The sequence below is a fragment of the Gracilibacillus salitolerans genome (assembly GCF_009650095.1).
GTDB lineage: Bacteria > Bacillota > Bacilli > Bacillales > Amphibacillaceae > Gracilibacillus > Gracilibacillus salitolerans.
The window spans coordinates 5,069,146-5,088,110 of record NZ_CP045915.1 but is presented as its reverse complement, the minus strand read 5'-3'; the positions used below and the strand labels follow the sequence as shown (position 1 = coordinate 5,088,110).

Genomic DNA, 18,965 nt, shown 5'->3' with positions numbered 1-18,965 from the left:
AAAAAACCCTCCTTTCATTAGGCAAAACTAGGAAGTATACATGAATAATAACTTGTGGATAGATGCACACTGATAAAAAAGCGGAAAACCTAAAAATTAAGTTTTCCACATTCATGTGTATAAACTAATGTACAAGTTGTGAACCTTTGTCCACACAATATCCACAAACTGTGGATAAGAACATTTTCTTATAATTTTATTCACAAACTAAAACACAAATATAATATCAAACAAAGACGAATAATGCAATGTTTTCTCCACACTTATCCACAACTTAGACAAAATGTGACTATTTTCTATTAACATGTTCTTATTTTGTGAGTAATATGTCGACAAAAGTTGAAAAAGTCATTTTGATCATTTATACTTATCCACACGCTTCTGTATTATAACAGATTTATAGGTGTTTTGTTATAATACAGATAGGGTGTTAATTTGAATTTAAAATTTGTATAATGAGGATTATTACGAGTTTTTAAAAACTAGGCATTGACATGAGAAATAGTTTATACGTATAATGAGTAAGACTGTCTAAATCGATTGTGATTTTTAGATTCCTCAGGGAGGTGCATATAAATGAAACGTACATTTCAACCAAATAATCGTAAACGTAAAAAAGTTCATGGTTTTCGTGCGCGTATGAGCACTAAAAATGGACGAAAAGTAATTGCTCGTCGTCGCAAGAAGGGTAGAAAAGTATTGTCTGCATAGGCCACTGATACACTCAGTGGTCTTTTTCCATGTAAGGCATAACTTTTAATTATGAGTATTGTTTTCTTTAATGGAGGCGCGCTAGTAATGAAGAAGGCATGGAGAATAAAAAAGAATAGTGAATTTCAAGAGGTTTTTAAGAAGGGCGCTTCTTTTGCTAATCGACAACTAGTGATTTATTATTTACATAAAGAACACCAACAACATTATCGTGTTGGGTTATCTGTAAGTAAAAAAATTGGAAATGCTGTAGTACGCAATCAAGTAAAGCGCTATATTAGACAAGCTTTTCTTGAATTAGATACAAATATAAAAAATGATTATGATATAATTATTATTGCTAGACAACCAACAAAGGAAATGGGTTTTCAAGAGATAAAAAAGAGTATCAACCATTTGCTTTATAAAACAAAGCTTTTAGTAAATAAATGAACTTTTTGTTAATAATCGTCTTTTTATACCATTATGACTAGCTTGTTGATAGATGGTAATGGTAAAATGAGATACTGTAAACAATGTGAATGTGAAGGAATTAAGGAGGATAACGATGCGTAAGAAGCTCCTAATATTATTGGGCCTAGTCGGAGTATTGGTATTACTATCTGGCTGTACCGAGATTGATCAGGATATCACTCCAGAAAGTGAAGGGATATGGAATAAATATTTTGTCTATCCTTTATCATGGTTAATCGTAAATGTTGCAGAATTTTTTAATGCGGAATATGGCTATGGACTTTCTATTGTTTTAGTCACTCTTCTAATCAGATTAATACTACTTCCGCTAAACGTTAAACAATTAAAAAGTTCAAAAGCAATGCAACAAATTCAACCAGAATTACAAAAAATCAGAGAAAAGTATAGTTCAAAAGATCAACAAACACAGCAAAAGTTACAACAGGAAACAATGGAATTATTCCAGAAAAATGGTGTCAATCCCTTAGCAGGTTGTTTACCAATCATTGTGCAAATGCCGATTTTGATTGCTTTTTACCATGCGATTATGCGTACGGGTGCACTTGATGGTCATCACTTTTTGTGGTTCCAACTGGATTCACCGGATCCTTATTATATCTTACCAGTTCTTACGGCTGGATTTACTTATTTACAACAAAAGCTAATGATGGCTGGAACAACAGCACAACAAAATACAATGATGCCTCAAATGACAATGATGCTTTATTTAATGCCGATTATGATTGGGGTGTTTGCAATTTTCTTCCCATCAGCATTGGCACTTTATTGGGTGGTAGGTAATATCTTTATGGTATTCCAAACATTATTAATTAAAAATCCAATGATGAAACGTGATGAGGCAAGTGCAGGAGGAAATAAATAGTGAGACAAATAACTGCTACTGGACAAACAGTAAACGAAGCGGTCCAATCAGCGTTAAGGCAGTTAAACATCACAGAGGACCAAGCAAAAATTGAGGTAATTGATGAGGGTAAAAAAGGGATATTAGGTTTATTTGGATCAAAGCCTGCAATTGTGAAAGTCGCGCAACATGAAGAACCAGTAGAAGAGGCTCCAGTAAAGGAAGATCAATCAGAAGATGATCCTGTGGAAAAAATCAAGAAATATACAGAAAAGATTGTAGCTGAGTTTCAGGTAGATGTAAAAGTTAGTGCGGAAGTAGAACAAAATGTTGTTACATTGCAATTGACTGGAGAAAAGATTGCGTTATTAATAGGAAAACGTGGTCAAACTTTAAATGCGATTCAATATTTAGTGCAATTAGCGATGCACCAATATGCTGATAAGTATTATACGGTTATTGTTGATGCAGAAGGTTATCGTGAAAGAAGAAAAGAAACACTTATTTCATTGGCAGAAAGATTAGCCGATCGTGCTAGTAAGACGAAGAAAGACGTAAGAATCGAGCCAATGCCGTCTTTTGAACGAAAACTAATTCATACAGCATTGCAAAAAAGAGCAGACGTCGAAACAGATTCACAAGGAACAGAACCAAAACGTTACGTCGTAATTAAACCAAAATGAATAATTTAAAAACGAGTAATCAACACGATTACTCGTTTTTTTATGAACAAAAAAAATAAAATAAAGCAAAAAAAACATAAACTGCGAAGTTATCCTTTTTAGGTTTGCTTTCTTCCATTTTGATTTATGTTGAGTGCTGTGATACGCTTCTGCAGAATACTGCGCTTTCCGTGGGCTGGCTTCAGCTAATTTTGCAAAGTGGATCTTCAGCTCTCACTGTCCCACAGGAGTCTCCGCATTCTGCCTACGCTATTTTTAGTGTTCTGCTTATTGATAGAGCAGACTTATGGAACTATATTCATTGGCTTTTCTGTCGATTTTTCCGCAGCGACGAGTTAGCACTTAACTTCAGAAGAATGGAAGGAAGCTTCATTCCAAAAAATTTATTAGTTCGCAGTTTTTAGTTACTTCGAATTAGTTGAGTGGGTGCGTGGGTTAAAGGTTTATATTTTGCTATTCTATTTATTTTTTTTGGAGCTTGTGAATAATTGGTTTCATAAAAAGTTATTCACATGTGGATAATATATAATAATGTCAAAATCAAAAACTGAGTGTGGATATCTTTTCAAGTGGTATAGTTTTGTGCTATTCTAATAAGTTAGTGACACTAAATCGAATGTATAGCCAATTGATATATAGAAAATCGGAATAATGGGGGTGAAGAAGTGGAAAAAGATACAATAGCAGCAATATCGACACCGATAGGAGAAGGAGCAATTGCGATTGTACGATTGAGTGGAGAGGATGCAATTGCTATAAGTAATAAAATTTTTGAAGGGAAAGATCTCGAAAAAGTCGAATCCCATACGATACATTATGGAAAAATGATCGATACGGCAACTAATGAAATGATGGAAGAAGTAATGGTTACCGTCATGCGTGCGCCAAAAACGTTTACGAAAGAAGATGTAGTTGAAATAAACTGTCATGGTGGGCTGGCATCTGTGAATCGATTATTAGAACATGTCTTATTCCACGGTGCACGTTTGGCAGAGCCTGGAGAGTTTACTAAACGCGCATTCCTTAATGGACGCATTGATTTATCACAAGCAGAAGCTGTTATGGATTTAATTCGTGCCAAAACAGATAAAGCCATGAATATAGCGTTAAAGCAATTAGATGGGAAACTATCGAAACTCGTTCATCAATTAAGGCAAAAATTAATTGAAACGGTAGCACATGTGGAAGTGAACATTGACTATCCAGAGTATGATGATGTAGAAGAAATGTCGCATCAAATGTTAAAAGAACAAACAGAAGAAGTGTACCGAGAAGTAGAACGGTTATTAAGCATGGCGAAACAGGGTAAGATCTTACGTGAAGGTATTGCAACAGCCATTATTGGGCGTCCAAATGTAGGAAAGTCTTCGTTGCTTAACGCATTTGTACAGGAAACAAAGGCGATTGTAACGGATATTCCAGGTACAACGAGAGATGTGATAGAGGAATATGTAAATGTCCGAGGTATTCCGTTACGATTAGTTGATACAGCAGGTATTCGAGAAACAGAGGATATTGTCGAACGAATCGGTGTAGAACGTTCTCGTCAAGCGTTAAAAGAGTCTGACTTAATATTACTAGTGCTGAATTATGGTGAGGAATTAACAGAGGAAGACCGTAATCTTTTTAAAGCAGTTGAAGGCTTAGAATATATAGTGATCGTCAATAAGACAGACTTGGATCAAAAATTACAATTAGAAGAAGTGAAGCATTTAGCTGGTGATCAAAAAGTAATAACGACTACATTAATTGAAGATAAAGGTATGGATGCTTTAGAAGATGCTATTGCAAATACCTTTTTCGCTGGAGATTTAGACAGCGGTGACTTAACGTATGTTTCGAATGTACGTCATATTCAATTATTACAACAAACCTTAAAGGCATTGGAAGAAGCAATAGACGCGATGGATGCGGATATGCCTATTGACTTGGTACAAATTGATGTTACAAGAGCTTGGGAGTTATTAGGTGAGATAGTAGGAGATACGATGCAAGACAGTTTGATTGATCAACTGTTTTCACAATTCTGCTTAGGAAAATAAATAGGAACAAAAGAAGGAGGATCAGCGATGTCAACTTATGAAGCTGGCGGGTATGATGTGATCGTCATCGGAGCAGGGCATGCAGGGGTAGAGTCCGCTTACGCTGCTGCTAAACGTGGAGCGAAAACATTAATGTTAACATTGAATTTAGATATGATCGCGTTTATGCCTTGTAATCCATCCATTGGTGGACCTGCAAAAGGTATCGTCGTTCGTGAAATTGATGCATTAGGCGGATTAATGGGTAAAGTGATTGATAAAACGTACATTCAAATGAGAATGCTCAATACAGGGAAAGGACCTGCTGTTCGGGCATTACGGGCACAAGCAGATAAACCATTATATATTCAAGAAATGAAGAAAACTTTAGAACAAGAACCGAATTTAACACTCCGACAAGGAATGGTAGAGGAACTACTTGTTGAGGATGGTAAAGTAAAGGGAGTTATAACAGAGACTAAAGCGAAATACCGTGCTGAATCTGTTATTATTACAACTGGTACATTTATGCGTGGTCGTGTTATCACTGGTGATATCTCTTATGAAAGTGGGCCAAATAACCAACGAGCAAGTGTTAAATTAGCGGAAAACCTGGAAGAGCTTGGTTTTGATCTTGTTCGTTTTAAAACAGGTACACCTCCAAGAGTTAATAATCATTCGATTGATTATGATAAAACGGAAATTCAGCCAGGGGATGAAAATCCACAACATTTCTCCTATGAAACAACAGAGGAAATTCTTGATCAAATTCCGTGCTGGTTAACGTATACGAATGAAAAAACGCATGAGATTATTAATGAAAATCTAGGGTTATCAGCGATGTATTCAGGCATGATTAAAGGAACAGGACCTCGATATTGTCCTTCCATCGAGGATAAAATTGTCCGATTCCATGATAAACCGCGTCATCAAATTTTCTTAGAGCCGGAAGGCCGTAATACTGATGAGGTATATGTACAAGGTTTATCTACTTCATTACCTGAATATGTACAACATGAAATTTTACGGAGTATTCCAGGATTGGAAGAAGCGGATATTATGCGTGCTGGTTACGCAATTGAATATGATTCAGTTGTACCAACACAACTATGGCCAACACTTGAAGTGAAAAATGTAGAAGGTTTATTCACTGCAGGTCAAATTAATGGAACATCCGGTTATGAAGAAGCAGCAGGTCAAGGGTTAATGGCTGGTATTAATGCAGCTGCTAAAGCATTGGACAAAGACCCATTGATTTTAGATCGATCTCAAGCGTATATCGGTGTTTTAATTGATGACCTTGTAACAAAAGGTACCAATGAACCATATCGTTTGTTAACTTCACGCGCAGAATATCGCTTATTATTACGTCACGATAATGCTGACTTACGTTTAACGGAGATTGGGCACAATATTGGGTTGATTTCAGATGAGCGATTTGCAAATTTTGAAGAAAAGAAACGTTTAATTGAGGAAGAAAAAGAAAGATTAGGCAATATTCGTTTGAAACCAACAGAAGAATTACAACAGCTAATGGAATCTGTCGGTGGTACTAGGTTAAAAGATGGAATTCTTGCGTATGATTTAATGAAGCGACCAGAAGTGACCTATGATGTGATTGAACAAATAGCACCAGCTGAAAAAGAATTAGCAGCTGATGTAAAAGAGCAAATTGAAATTCAAATCAAATATCAAGGTTATATCGCGAAATCAAATCAACAAGTAGAACGCATGAAAAAAATGGAAAACAAATTAATTCCAGACAACATTGATTATGACGCGATCAGTGGTATTGCAACAGAAGCTAGAGAAAAATTGAAACAAGTACGTCCATTGTCAGTAGCTCAAGCATCAAGAATATCAGGTGTTAATCCAGCTGATATTTCCATTTTATTAGTGTATATTGAACAAGGGAATGTAGCGAAAGTATCGAACGAATAGAGGAGTGGCATGATGAATCTTCAGTCCTTTCAAGAACATCTAAAAAAAGAAGGCATTGAGATCACCGAAAAGCAATTACAACAATTTGAGACATACTTCCACATACTAGTGGAGTGGAATGAAAAAATGAATTTAACAGCAATCACAGACAAAGAAGAAGTCTATGCAAAACATTTTTACGATTCGCTTACTGCTGCATTCTATTTTGATTTTACTAATGAATTTCATTTATGCGATGTGGGTGCTGGTGCTGGATTCCCTAGTATTCCACTCAAGATACTTTTTCCACAAATACAGGTAACAATTGTAGATTCATTAAAGAAGCGGATAACATTTTTAAATCATTTAGCTACAGAGTTAGGACTTGAAGGTGTAAGTTTTTATCATGATCGAGCAGAATTGTTTGGAAAAAACGAGAAATTCAGACATAAATTTGATATGGTGATGGCTCGCGCTGTTGCCAGAACATCCGTTTTGTCTGAACTTTGCCTGCCACTTTTACGAACAAACGGTACATTTATTGCCATGAAAGGATCTAATGTGGAAGAGGAACTGGAAGATGCTGAGGATGCCATTGAATTACTTGGTGGAAAGTTACAGCGCGTAGAACATTTCTCACTCCCAGAAAATAATGGCGAAAGAAATATGGTGATTATTGATAAAAAACGTAAAACACCAAAGAAATTCCCCAGAAAACCAGGTGTTCCAAATAAAAATCCGTTATAAAAGATATTTTTAGCAAAAATAAGTCATATTTTTTATCGCTTTTCGAATTTTTATGATAAAATAAGAGTAACAGATTACTAGTTATGTTCCACGTGAAACATTTGGGATATAAAACGGCTTCTATGACTTGCTTAAATTCTAGTTTTAAGCAAGTTTTCCCTTTTATTAAATCGATAAATAGGAAAAAGTATTCGCTCTCATACAACATTTTTTGAATTTGTTTAAGCAGAAAAAGGTGGTGTTTATTATGTTACACCCATTTGGTCGTATTTTTGGATTAGGTGATAAGGTGGATGAGGAATTAGTAGAGGACCAAGAAAACTATCAAGATGAAGTAGTTTTCATCAATATTGATGCTATAGAAGCAAATCGGTATCAGCCTAGATCCATATTTAATGAAGAAAAAATTAAAGAATTAGCACAAACTCTACATACACATGGGATGATTCAGCCGATTGTAGTCCGATCTATTGATGAGGAAGAGGAAAAATATGAAATAATTGCAGGTGAAAGACGTTGGCGAGCAGCTAAAAGTTTAAATTGGGAAAAGATACCGGCAATTATTCGTGAGATGACAGATAAAGAGACTGCATCGGTAGCATTAATAGAAAACTTGCAACGTGAGGAACTTACAGTAATCGAAGAAGCGGTCGCATATGAGAAATTGATAGAAATGCACGAATTAACACAAGAAGCTTTAGCCCAACGCTTAGGTAAAAGTCAATCGACTATAGCAAATAAAATGCGCTTATTGAAATTACCAGAACAAGTGCAACAAGCTATCTTGCAGAAGACGATTACAGAAAGACATGCTCGTGCATTGATCGTTTTAAAGAGTGAAGAACTTCAATTAAAAATTTTACAACAGATTATTGAGCGAGAGTTAAATGTAAAACAAACAGAGGCACAAATAGAGAGAATGTTATCTGATAAGAAAAAACCTGCCAAAAAGCCTCGTTTAAAAGGTGTCAATAAAGATATGAGAATTGCTATGAACACGATCAGGCAATCTTTAGACATGGTATCTGACACCGGGATTAATTTAGAGACAGATGAACAGGATCATGATGACTATTATCAGATTACAATCAAAATACCTAAGAAAAAATGATTACATGATGACCCATCTTTATATGCTAGGAAGATGGGTTGTTTTTTGGCAAGCTAGAAGGTATCTGGTAAGTATAACTATTGAACCTTTTTAACTAAATATGATATTAATTTAAAAAATCTTATATAAAATAGAAGTTTAGTGATAGAATAATAGAAAAGATGCAAGAGGTAGGTGACATCATGGGTAAAGTAATAGCCGTTGCAAACCAAAAAGGTGGCGTCGGCAAAACGACTTCTTCTGTTAATTTAAGTGCGTGTTTAGCACACCTTAATAAAAAAATATTAATTGTTGATATAGATCCGCAGGGAAATTCCACGAGCGGGGTAGGGATTAATAAAGCAGATGTAAGTCATTGTATATATGATGTGTTAGTAGAGGATATTGAAACGAGTCAAGTATGCATACAAACAGAAATTGAAAACTTAGAAATCATACCTGCAACGATTCAGCTAGCAGGTGCTGAAATAGAATTAGTCTCTACTATTTCACGTGAAGTTCGCTTGAAGAAAGCAATTGATAGCATTAAGGATGACTATGATTATATTATTATAGATTGTCCTCCTTCCTTAGGTTTGTTAACAATCAATGCTTTAACAGCTTCTGATACCGTATTAATTCCAGTTCAGTGTGAGTATTATGCATTAGAAGGATTAAGTCAGTTATTAAATACGATACGATTAGTGCAAAAACATTTAAATAAAGAACTAATGATTGAAGGAGTTCTTTTAACAATGTTAGATGCAAGAACGAATCTCGGCTTACAAGTGATAGATGAAGTGAAAAAATATTTTCAAGATAAAGTCTATAACACGGTGGTACCACGTAATGTTCGATTAGGTGAAGCGCCAAGTCATGGACAACCAATCATATCATATGACTCTAAATCAAGAGGGGCAGAGGTTTATCTTGATTTAGCAAAGGAAGTGATTGCTGGTGGCTAGAGGATTAGGGAAAGGGTTAGATGCATTTTTTCCGGAAATTGAAGAAAAAGAATCTGACAAGATTGAAGAAGTAGAACTGAAAAAATGCCGGCCAAATCCATATCAACCACGGAAAGTATTTGAAGCAGATGCAATCGAAGAGTTAAAAGAATCTGTTTTACAACATGGTATCTTACAACCTCTGATAGTAAGAAAGAGTATTAGAGGATATGAAATAGTAGTAGGCGAGAGAAGGTTTAGAGCGGCAAAAGAGGCAAATTTAGAAACAATACCTGTTATTATTAAAGACTTAACAGATGAACAAATGATGGAATTAGCATTATTAGAAAACATTCAACGCGAGGATTTAACGCCAATCGAAGAAGCAACCGCCTATGATCGCTTAATTAATGAATTAGGTACAACACAAGATCAACTAGCTAAGCGATTAGGGAAAAGTAGATCACATATTGCGAACCTTGTAAGACTCCTCAGTTTGCCTGAAGATGTTATGGCCCAGATTAATCACGGAGCACTTTCAATGGGACACGGAAGAGCGTTGTTAGGTTTAAAAGATAAAAGTAAAATCAAACCAGTAGTGAAACGGATTACAACAGAGAAATTGAATGTCCGCCAAGTGGAAGCATTAATAAATGAACTAAATAATCAGCAACCAAAGAAAAAGCAAAAGCAAAAGAAAGATATTTTCATTACCGAAAAAGAAAATCATTTAAAAGAGTTTTTTGGAACGAATGTGAAAATTAACAAAGGTAAACGAAAAGGAAAAATCGAAATTGAGTTCTTTTCGGAGGAAGACTTAAATCGTATTTTAGATAAGATGGAATAACACTTGGTCTGATTGTTTGCTGGTGCAAATAATCAGGCTTTTTCATGTGAAATTAGGATGGGGATGGTGCAAAATGGCTTTATTAGGAACATTAGTAAATGGTTTATGTATTATTATCGGTACAATGATTGGTCTTATTTTTTCAAATATCCCTGAAAGAATTAAAAATACAGCCTTACAAGGAATCGGTTTGGTGGTGGCCCTTATCGGTATTCAAATGGCGATACAAGCAGATAATATTATTTTAATTCTATTAAGTCTGTTATTCGGTTCTATTATTGGTGCTGGTATACATTTAGAAGATAAATTAAATGTTATCGGGCATAAACTAGAAAAGAAAGTAAGCAAGAAAGGAAATGGCAATCTAACTGAAGGATTTGTTACTGCCAGCTTAATCTTTGTCATTGGTGCGATGGCTATTGTAGGTGCATTAGATGGTGGTCTGAGAGGAGATCATGAAGTTTTATTTACCAAGTCTTTCTTAGACGGTTTTATGGCAATGGTATTAACAACTACATTAGGTTATGGTGTCATTTTTTCAGTTATTCCAGTCATTCTTTATCAAGGATCTATTGCATTACTTGCAGTACAGATTAATAAGTGGCTACCTCAACATGTATTAGATGGATTTATAAATGAAGTAACGGCAATAGGGGGATTATTAATTTTAGCAATAGGATTAAATATTCTAAATATCACAAAAATAAAAATAGGGGACTTTCTTCCGGCTATTTTTGTGTTCATTATATTCTATTTTAGCTATGGTTTTATAGCACTATAGAATCTATGAAACGGAGCAAGGATTCATAAACTGTGAAATAACTTGGTCTTAGTTTTGCCTTCTTTTATTCTGAATATTGATGAGTAGTAAGATACGCTCCGGCAAGATACTACGCTTGCGAGTCATACTCTTTCCGTAGGAGTCTTCGTTTCTTGCCTCTCTAGTATGTAGTGAACCTGATTTTTAAGAGAACGAAACGATGGGAATCCATTCCTTTGGATCTCTACATTCAAAAGTTGGAACATATTTATTAGCGGAGTGTTCTGCCGGAGCGTTGTGCCAGCAGCACTCATCATCAATCAGAGATAGGTGGTCGATTTGCCCAGTATTTCGCTTATCACGGCGCTAACCGTCCGTCAGCCCCACACTGCAAGTGATTAATTCAATGAAGCTAAGTGGGGGATCAAGGATGCTAACAAAGTGATGGAAGTTTTTTTCATACCTTTGTCCCGAGTCGCATATTTTTAATATATCTAAAGCTTTTTTGGAGGCAAAGTTATGTGGAAATCGGGAATGAAGTGGATGTTCTTAATTATAGGAACCATGGTTGGAGCAGGGTATGCTTCAGGCAGGGAATTGTGGCAATTTTTTGGTCATGAAAGTGGACTAGCCATCATATTATTTACCTTATTATTTATAAGTGCTGTTGGTATTACAATGAAAGTAAGTTATCAAAACCAAACGTCCAATTATTTCGCATTACTGGAGATAATTCTTGGTAAACGTATTGCACGTTTTTATGATATTTTAATTTTTTTCTATCTAATGTCTACGACTGTCATTATGATTGCTGGCAGTGGAGCAACCTTTGAAGCTTTTCAACTATCAAAATGGATTGGTATTATATTTATCGTTGCCTTTATTATCATTATTTTTATAAATGGAATCCAGGGAGTTCTCACATTTAACGTCATTATCCTACCATTATTAATCGTTGGTTTATTATCAATATTAATGATTTATACAATGGATGAACAACTAACGTTTATTTTATCTTTAGATCATCAAGCAAACTGGACAGCTGCTTTTACATTTACAGCATTAAATATTTTATCTATTCTCGCAGTATTAGGAGCAGTAGGGGAAAAAATTGAATCAAATGGTGAAATTGTGATTGCAAGTGTTGGAAGTGGTTTGATTTTAGGCCTCACATCTTTTCTATATAATAATTCTTTAATGCAAATATCCGAAATTATCATTTTATATGAGATCCCTTTATTCGCTATATTGAAAAATTATCCCAGCTATACGTATATTATCATGTCTATCTTATTATGGTGTGCTATATTTACCACAGCTATCTCCAGTGTATTAGGACTTGTTACAAGAATTACCCGTTTTCTAAAGTATCATATGTGGCAAATAGCCCTAATCTTGTTAGTAATTTTAACACCTTTAACTAATATTGGCTTTTCTACACTTGTTGCATTTTTATACCCGATCTATGGAATGGTAAATTTATATTTACTTTGTGCTATCTTACTATTTCCTTTTTATAAAAGAATCTAATATAATAGTACCAGAACATCGTGTGAGATAGAGGTGATAACATGGAGCGTAAGGAATTTCAGTTAAATGATATAGTCGAAATGAAAAAGCCCCATCCATGTGGAGAGAATCGCTGGAAAATAATCCGCATGGGCATGGATATTCGAATTAAGTGTGAAGGATGTGGGCATAGTGTCATGTTACCACGCAAACGATTCGAACAAAAAATGAAACGAATACTAGAACATCAGGAATGAAATAATTTTCATGAAATTGTTTCACGTGAAACAAAATCGTTTTTTCTGGTATGCTATAAGGTAGGAAATCATTTTTTCAATAGGAGAAAATCGGAAAATCAAGGGGTTTTAGCCCTTGATTTTCGCTTTTTAATAACTTGTCAATTTGGACAAGTATCACTATAATTGTTATGACAGATACGTTCATATGGACGGAATCCTTAAGGAGTGAAGGTTAACATGGCATTAACAGCAGGAATTGTTGGATTACCTAACGTGGGTAAATCAACATTATTTAACGCAATAACACAGGCGGGTGCAGAGTCGGCGAACTATCCATTCTGTACGATTGATCCTAATGTAGGAATTGTAGAAGTACCAGACGTAAGATTGCAAAAGCTAACAGAATTAGTGAAACCGAAAAAAACGATTCCAACAGCTTTTGAGTTTACTGATATTGCAGGAATTGTAAAAGGTGCGAGTAAAGGGGAAGGGCTTGGGAACCAGTTTCTTTCTCATATTCGTCAGGTAGATGCCATTTGTCACGTTGTCCGTTGTTTCCAAGATGATAATATTACCCATGTATCTGGAAAAGTAGATCCTATTTCAGATATCGAAACCATTAATCTTGAACTTATTTTAGCGGATATGGAAACAGTATCTAAAAGAATCCAACGAGTAGAAAAGATGGCAAAACAAAAAGATAAAGAAGCAATGGCTGAATTTGAAGTTCTTTCTAAATTAAGAGATGCATTTGAAGAGGAAATACCTGCTCGTGCAGTCGAATTTAATGAGGAACAACAAAAACTGGTTAAAGGATTACATTTATTAACTAGCAAATCTGTCATGTATGTAGCTAATGTTGGTGAAGATGAGTTGCTAGAAGCTGACAGCAATCAATATGTTCAATTAGTAAAAGATTTTGCTGATAAAGATGAAGCAGAAGTCATCGTAGTTAGTGCAAAAGTAGAATCAGAAATAGCTGAGTTGGATGGCGATGAGAAAGAAGAATTTTTAGAAGAATTAGGGATAGCGGAATCAGGTTTAGATCAATTGATTAAAGCAACCTATCAATTACTAGGATTAGCGACATACTTTACTGCAGGTGTCCAAGAGGTACGGGCATGGACATTTAAGAAAGGTATTAAAGCACCACAAGCAGCAGGTATTATTCATAGTGATTTTGAAAAAGGGTTTATTCGTGCTGAAACAGTTTCTTATGATGATTTAGTTGAGGCAGGTTCTGAACAAGCAGCAAAAGAAAAAGGAAAAGTAAGATTAGAAGGTAAAGAATATTTGGTGAAAGATGGAGATGTTATGCATTTCCGTTTTAACGTATAGCAGGATCACTTGTAATAAGTAAAATATTGTTTGCATTAGTGGGAAAAAATTGATATAATATCATATTGTGAGTAATGAGACTATTACTCCTTGCTCTATTGCTTAAAATAGAGCCGCCAAGACCAAAAGGAGGTGTAAACGGATGAATAAATATGAAATCATGTACATCATCCGCCCAAATATCGAGGAGGAAGCACAAACCGCTCTAATCGAGCGTTTTAACGGTTACCTTACGAATAATGGTGCGGAAATTGAAAAAGTTGAAGAAGTAGGTAAGAAACGTCTTGCTTATGAAATCAACGATCACCGTGATGGATATTATGTAATCATTAATTTTACAGGTGATGAAACAGCTATTAACGAATTCAATCGTCAAGCGAAATTCTCTGATGACATTTTACGTTACATGGCAATTCGTGAAGACGATCAATAATAAGGAGTGGTTCTGATGTTAAATCGTGTCGTGCTTGTCGGCAGGTTAACGAAAGATCCTGATTTACGTTATACACCAAATGGCGTTGCCGTAGCTAATTTTACCATAGCTTGTAATAGACCTTTTACTAATCAACAAGGACAACGAGAAGCAGACTTCATTAATTGTGTCACATGGAGAAGGCAAGCGGAAAATCTTGCGAACTACATGGGAAAAGGAAGTCTAGTCGGTGTAGATGGTCGTATTCAAACTCGTAGTTTTGATAACCAGGAAGGTCAGCGAGTCTTTATGACAGAAGTAATGGCAGAATCGATTCAATTCTTGGAATCTAAGGGTGGATCAACTGGTGGACAACCTAACACACAGGGATCTCAAGGATATAATCAAAATCAGAACCAACCGAGTCAAGCAAACCAAAACCAAAATCAATTTAATCAAAACAATAATAATCAAAATAATCAAAATAATCAAGGAAATAACAATGGTGATAACCCATTCCAGGATAGTGGAGAGCCTATTGATATTTCTGATGATGATTTACCATTTTAATTTAAAGGAGGTCTTTGAATATGGCAGCTCGTCGTGGACGCGCAAAGCGTCGTAAGGTGTGTTTTTTTACAGCAAACGGTATTACACACATCGACTATAAAGATGTTGATTTACTAAGACGTTTCGTTTCTGAACGTGGAAAGATTCTTCCTCGTCGTGTAACAGGAACTTCTGCAAAATATCAACGTAAATTGACTAAGGCAATTAAACGCGCTCGTCAAATGGCGCTTTTACCTTACGTAACTGATTGATCAATAAATGATAAAAGGCTTGGAGCACTATTTTGTGTTTCAAGCCTTTTTTTATTGTCAGGAATTTATTACGGTACTGGAAAACCCCACAGATAGAAGTATCACTTTATAGCATGTTGAGTTGCGGATAACATGCTGAAATAGGAACTGCCACGTCCAGATGCGATCACAAAAAACTAGGCGACTTCTTGAAAGTGCCATTAGCCCTTGATGAAAGTCATCGTTGGCTCGCTTATTTTATGGAGCCATCTTTATTTTAATGTTCGTATTTTGATTTAAAAACATCACTATAACAGATGTATTGATACAAATTAACAATTAAAAGACGAACATTAATAAAGAATATTATGGTTTTGTATTGACAATCTCTCTTAATTTGCTATGATAGAGAAAACTTTAATAAAAGGAATATTTCAAAAAGTAAAAGTGTCAAAATTTTCTCAATTCAATTCTATTTATTAAAGTTCAAAAGTGCTATAATTATATTAATTAATAGAAAGTGTATATAAGTGAAGTATTTCACTAAATCTGTAGGTTCAATGCTTTTTAAAAGAAATATAATTTTTTGGAGGGGACAACTGTGACATTTAAAGTATTAATTAGTGATCCGTTAAGTGAAGATGGTATTAAACCGTTACGTGAAGCAGACAATATTCAAGTCGATATTGATACGGGCTTATCTCCTGACGAATTAACAGAAAAAATTGGAGAATATGATGCATTATTGGTTAGAAGTCAAACAAAAGTAACAAGAGATATTATTAGCCAGGCATCTAATTTAAAAATTATTGGTCGTGCAGGTGTTGGGGTAGATAATATTGATTTAAGTGCAGCAACAGAATATGGAATAATCGTGGTAAATGCACCGGATGGCAATACGAACTCTGCCGCAGAGCATACTGTTGCGATGCTTATGTCATTGGCTCGAAAGATACCACAAGCTTTTGTAGCATTGAAAAATGGTAAATGGGATCGTAAAAACCATGTTGGAGTAGAATTAAAAAGTAAAACACTAGGTGTAATTGGTATGGGACGTATTGGAGCAGAAGTAGCGGCTCGTGCGAAAGGCCAACGAATGAATGTTATAGCATATGATCCATTTTTAACAAAAGAAAGAGCAGACAAGCTTGGTGTTGACTTTGGCTCGGTTGAGGATGTTATTGTGGCGGCTGACTTCATTACTGTTCATACACCATTAATTAAAGAAACCAAACATTTAATTAATAAAGATGCATTCGCAAAAATGAAAGACGGTGTACGTATCATTAACTGTGCACGTGGTGGTATCATTGATGAGAATGCACTCTACGATGCGGTTAAATCTGGAAAAGTGGCAGGAGCTGCATTGGACGTGTTTGAAGAGGAACCAGCAACAGATCACCGCTTATTAGAATTACCAGAAGTGATTGCAACACCACACTTAGGTGCAAGTACCGTAGAAGCGCAAGAAAATGTAGCCATTGATGTTAGTCATGATGTGGTTCGTTACTTAACAGAAGATGTAGCAAAAAATCCGGTTAATTTACCTTCTGTACCGAAAGAAATCATGAATAAAATTGAGCCATACTTCTACTTGTCTGAAAAATTAGGTACGTTCTTAACTTATTTAACGAGCGGTGTTATTGAAGAGATCAACATTTCTTATTCTGGTGAATTAACGGAACTAGAAGTAGCACCATTAACACGTAATACTATTAAAGGTTTATTGAAACGTCATCTTGGTGATCATATTAATGATGTTAATGCTTCTTACTTAGCTGAAAAACGAGGTATTCAAGTAAATGAAAATAAAACTTCTTCCACAAAAGGATTTACGAATTTATTAAGAGTAGAAGTGAAGACAAAGGATGTTACTCGTTCAATTGCTGGTACATTGCTTAATGGCTTAGGTCCTAGAATTGTGCAAGTTGATGCTTATAGTGTTGATGTGGTACCTGATGGTAATTTAGTTGTTATTAAACACAATGACCGTCCAGGTGTAATTGGTAAAGTAGGTAGTTTGTTTGCGGAGAAAAATATCAACATCGCGGCAATGCAAGTAGGTCGTTCTGATGTCGGTGGCGAAGCAATCATGATCTTAACAATTGATAAATATTTAGAAGACGCAGATATTGAAGCTTTACAAGAATTCGAAGAAATAGAAAAATTAACGGCTATGGAACTATAATAAAACAATAGATGATTAAAAAGAGCTCTTTGATGTGAACTGACCTAGTAATATGAGACAAGAAAAAGCACCTAGGCTGCCTTTGCCCTGAATTGAACAGGAGAAAGGCAGTTTAATTTTGAAAATGGTCGTATATAGTTGTAATAATACATGTACAATTCCACTTTTTCTAGTACAATGGAATTTGTAAGACGCATCTTTTGATGTGTGTAGAATTCTTCCGACTTTATGGTGGAGTGGAAGGATTCAATGACGGCATTATCAAAGCAATTACCTTTCCGGGACATGCTTGTGATAATGCCTTTTTCTTCAGCTAATTCTTGAAAAGCGTAGGATGTGTATTGAGCCCCTTGATCACTATGAAGAATTAATCCCTTTGTTTCACGTCCATTACAAGCTGCTTTCAGTGTTTCTAGCACTAATTCTTCTTCTTGGTTATGACTCACTCGATAAGCGACAATTTCGTTATTATACAAATCCATAATGGTTGATAAATACATCATTGATTCCCCAAAAGGCAAGTAAGTAATATCAGTAACCCACTTTTGATTTGGTCTATCTGCCTTGAAATTTTGTTCCAATAAATTAGGAACGACGCATTTACTTTCACCGGCGATGTTCGATTTTCTCTTTGGTTTTACCCGACATTGGATTTTATATTTTTGCATGATCCTTTGTGCAGTAAGTCTGTTCACAGAAATGTTGTGTTCCTCTTTAAGTAACTTTTTAACCATTCGGTGTCCTACTCTGTAATGTAGGGATTTACAAATATCAATAATAAGTTGTTCTAGTTCTGTTGGCTCCCGACTTTTGAGCCCAACGATAGTAAGTGGACCTAGGAACTCTGATACAATCACAAATCATCGATACAGTATAAACTTCCTTTAACGACTCTACTAGTTCTATAACTATCTCTGGTACCAACTCCTTTCGATTTCCTGGTACTTTTTTAAGATTTCATTTTGGATTTCTAGATGTCTGATTTGCCTTTTTAACTGATCTACTTCGTTTAGTTCTTCAGGCCCTTTTCCAAAGGAATATTGTTTACCGATGGGTTGTGACAACCGATGTTCTTCTCCATCTCGAAACCATTTCATCCATCTTTTAATTTGACTTACGCTACGGATTCCAAACTTTTTCATAATCTGTTTATTTGTATATTTTTTAGACAACTTCATTTCAATGACTCTACGTTTCACTTCTTCAGAATAAACATTTTTCTTTTCCCCCATGAGAAAAGCACCTCCTAAAAGTCGTTAATTTTTATATACGACTCTGGGGGTGCTTTTTCCTCTGTCTCATTTAATTAGGTCTCCTCAATGTTGAAGAGCTCTTTTTTCTGTAGAAATTGCAATGCCTAAGCGGCTGATTTTTTGAAGTTGATAGTAAAGCCTTCGAAGTTGCCAGTAAATCGTTATATCAAAAAAAGGGACTAATGTCA

18 protein-coding genes and 1 pseudogene are annotated in these 18,965 nt (G+C 35.3%); 18 read left to right on the top strand and 1 reads right to left on the bottom strand.

What is annotated here, in order from left to right; genetic code table 11:
- The first annotated feature begins 576 nt into the window (after positions 1–576).
- The 18 genes from rpmH to serA all read left to right on the top strand — a co-directional run bounded on the left by rpmH (position 577) and on the right by serA (position 17,524).
- Positions 577–711 (top strand): 50S ribosomal protein L34, encoded by a 135-nt coding sequence (rpmH, locus tag GI584_RS23715; protein ID WP_003462393.1) that lies wholly within the window; start codon positions 577–579, stop codon positions 709–711.
- Positions 712–798: 87 nt separating this feature from the next.
- Positions 799–1,143 (top strand): ribonuclease P protein component, encoded by a 345-nt coding sequence (rnpA, locus tag GI584_RS23710; RefSeq protein WP_153792871.1) that lies wholly within the window; start codon positions 799–801, stop codon positions 1,141–1,143.
- A 115-nt stretch (positions 1,144–1,258) separates the two neighbouring features.
- Positions 1,259–2,047, top strand: coding sequence for a YidC family membrane integrase SpoIIIJ (gene spoIIIJ, locus GI584_RS23705; RefSeq protein ID WP_100358414.1), 789 nt, complete (start codon positions 1,259–1,261; stop codon positions 2,045–2,047).
- The gene (gene jag, locus GI584_RS23700) at positions 2,047–2,709 is read left to right on the top strand and encodes an RNA-binding cell elongation regulator Jag/EloR (protein ID WP_153792870.1); all 663 of its coding nucleotides are present in this window, start codon (positions 2,047–2,049) and stop codon (positions 2,707–2,709) included. Before spoIIIJ ends, jag begins: the two co-directional genes overlap by 1 nt.
- A 665-nt stretch (positions 2,710–3,374) precedes the next feature.
- Positions 3,375–4,751 (top strand): tRNA uridine-5-carboxymethylaminomethyl(34) synthesis GTPase MnmE, encoded by a 1,377-nt coding sequence (mnmE, locus tag GI584_RS23695; protein WP_100358416.1) that lies wholly within the window; start codon positions 3,375–3,377, stop codon positions 4,749–4,751.
- A 27-nt stretch (positions 4,752–4,778) separates the two neighbouring features.
- The gene (gene mnmG / locus GI584_RS23690) at positions 4,779–6,671 is read left to right on the top strand and encodes a tRNA uridine-5-carboxymethylaminomethyl(34) synthesis enzyme MnmG (protein WP_153792869.1); all 1,893 of its coding nucleotides are present in this window, start codon (positions 4,779–4,781) and stop codon (positions 6,669–6,671) included.
- 12 nt (positions 6,672–6,683) lie between these two features.
- Complete coding sequence (rsmG, locus tag GI584_RS23685; protein WP_100358418.1) at positions 6,684–7,397, top strand: 16S rRNA (guanine(527)-N(7))-methyltransferase RsmG; 714 nt, start codon at positions 6,684–6,686, stop codon at positions 7,395–7,397.
- 247 nt (positions 7,398–7,644) lie between these two features.
- Positions 7,645–8,508, top strand: coding sequence for a nucleoid occlusion protein (noc, locus tag GI584_RS23680; RefSeq protein WP_100358419.1), 864 nt, complete (start codon positions 7,645–7,647; stop codon positions 8,506–8,508).
- A gap of 182 nt (positions 8,509–8,690) precedes the next feature.
- On the top strand, positions 8,691–9,452 hold the full coding sequence (locus GI584_RS23675; protein WP_100358420.1) for a ParA family protein: 762 nt from the start codon (positions 8,691–8,693) through the stop codon (positions 9,450–9,452).
- Positions 9,445–10,278: a ParB/RepB/Spo0J family partition protein gene (locus tag GI584_RS23670; RefSeq protein ID WP_100358421.1), complete on the top strand. Its 834-nt coding sequence runs from the start codon at positions 9,445–9,447 to the stop codon at positions 10,276–10,278. Before GI584_RS23675 ends, GI584_RS23670 begins: the two co-directional genes overlap by 8 nt.
- Before the next feature lie 73 nt (positions 10,279–10,351).
- On the top strand, positions 10,352–11,059 hold the full coding sequence (locus GI584_RS23665; RefSeq protein WP_100358422.1) for a DUF554 domain-containing protein: 708 nt from the start codon (positions 10,352–10,354) through the stop codon (positions 11,057–11,059).
- Positions 11,060–11,557: 498 nt separating this feature from the next.
- On the top strand, positions 11,558–12,568 hold the full coding sequence (locus GI584_RS23660) for a YkvI family membrane protein (protein ID WP_153792868.1): 1,011 nt from the start codon (positions 11,558–11,560) through the stop codon (positions 12,566–12,568).
- Positions 12,569–12,609: 41 nt separating this feature from the next.
- Positions 12,610–12,804 carry a DUF951 domain-containing protein gene (locus tag GI584_RS23655; protein WP_100358424.1) on the top strand — a complete coding sequence of 65 codons (195 nt, stop codon included), beginning with the start codon at positions 12,610–12,612 and terminating at the stop codon, positions 12,802–12,804.
- A gap of 219 nt (positions 12,805–13,023) precedes the next feature.
- The gene (ychF, locus tag GI584_RS23650) at positions 13,024–14,124 is read left to right on the top strand and encodes a redox-regulated ATPase YchF (protein ID WP_153792867.1); all 1,101 of its coding nucleotides are present in this window, start codon (positions 13,024–13,026) and stop codon (positions 14,122–14,124) included.
- Positions 14,125–14,266: 142 nt separating this feature from the next.
- Positions 14,267–14,557, top strand: coding sequence for a 30S ribosomal protein S6 (rpsF, locus tag GI584_RS23645; RefSeq protein ID WP_100358426.1), 291 nt, complete (start codon positions 14,267–14,269; stop codon positions 14,555–14,557).
- A 15-nt stretch (positions 14,558–14,572) separates the two neighbouring features.
- Positions 14,573–15,106: a single-stranded DNA-binding protein gene (gene ssb, locus GI584_RS23640; protein WP_153792866.1), complete on the top strand. Its 534-nt coding sequence runs from the start codon at positions 14,573–14,575 to the stop codon at positions 15,104–15,106.
- Positions 15,107–15,126: 20 nt separating this feature from the next.
- Positions 15,127–15,357, top strand: coding sequence for a 30S ribosomal protein S18 (rpsR, locus tag GI584_RS23635; RefSeq protein WP_153792865.1), 231 nt, complete (start codon positions 15,127–15,129; stop codon positions 15,355–15,357).
- Between the two features lie 580 nt (positions 15,358–15,937).
- Positions 15,938–17,524 carry a phosphoglycerate dehydrogenase gene (gene serA, locus GI584_RS23630; protein WP_153792864.1) on the top strand — a complete coding sequence of 529 codons (1,587 nt, stop codon included), beginning with the start codon at positions 15,938–15,940 and terminating at the stop codon, positions 17,522–17,524.
- Positions 17,525–17,595: 71 nt separating this feature from the next.
- Here serA and GI584_RS23625 read toward each other — a convergent pair.
- Positions 17,596–18,756, bottom strand: a pseudogene (locus GI584_RS23625) (IS3 family transposase).
- Positions 18,757–18,965: the final 209 nt, after the last annotated feature.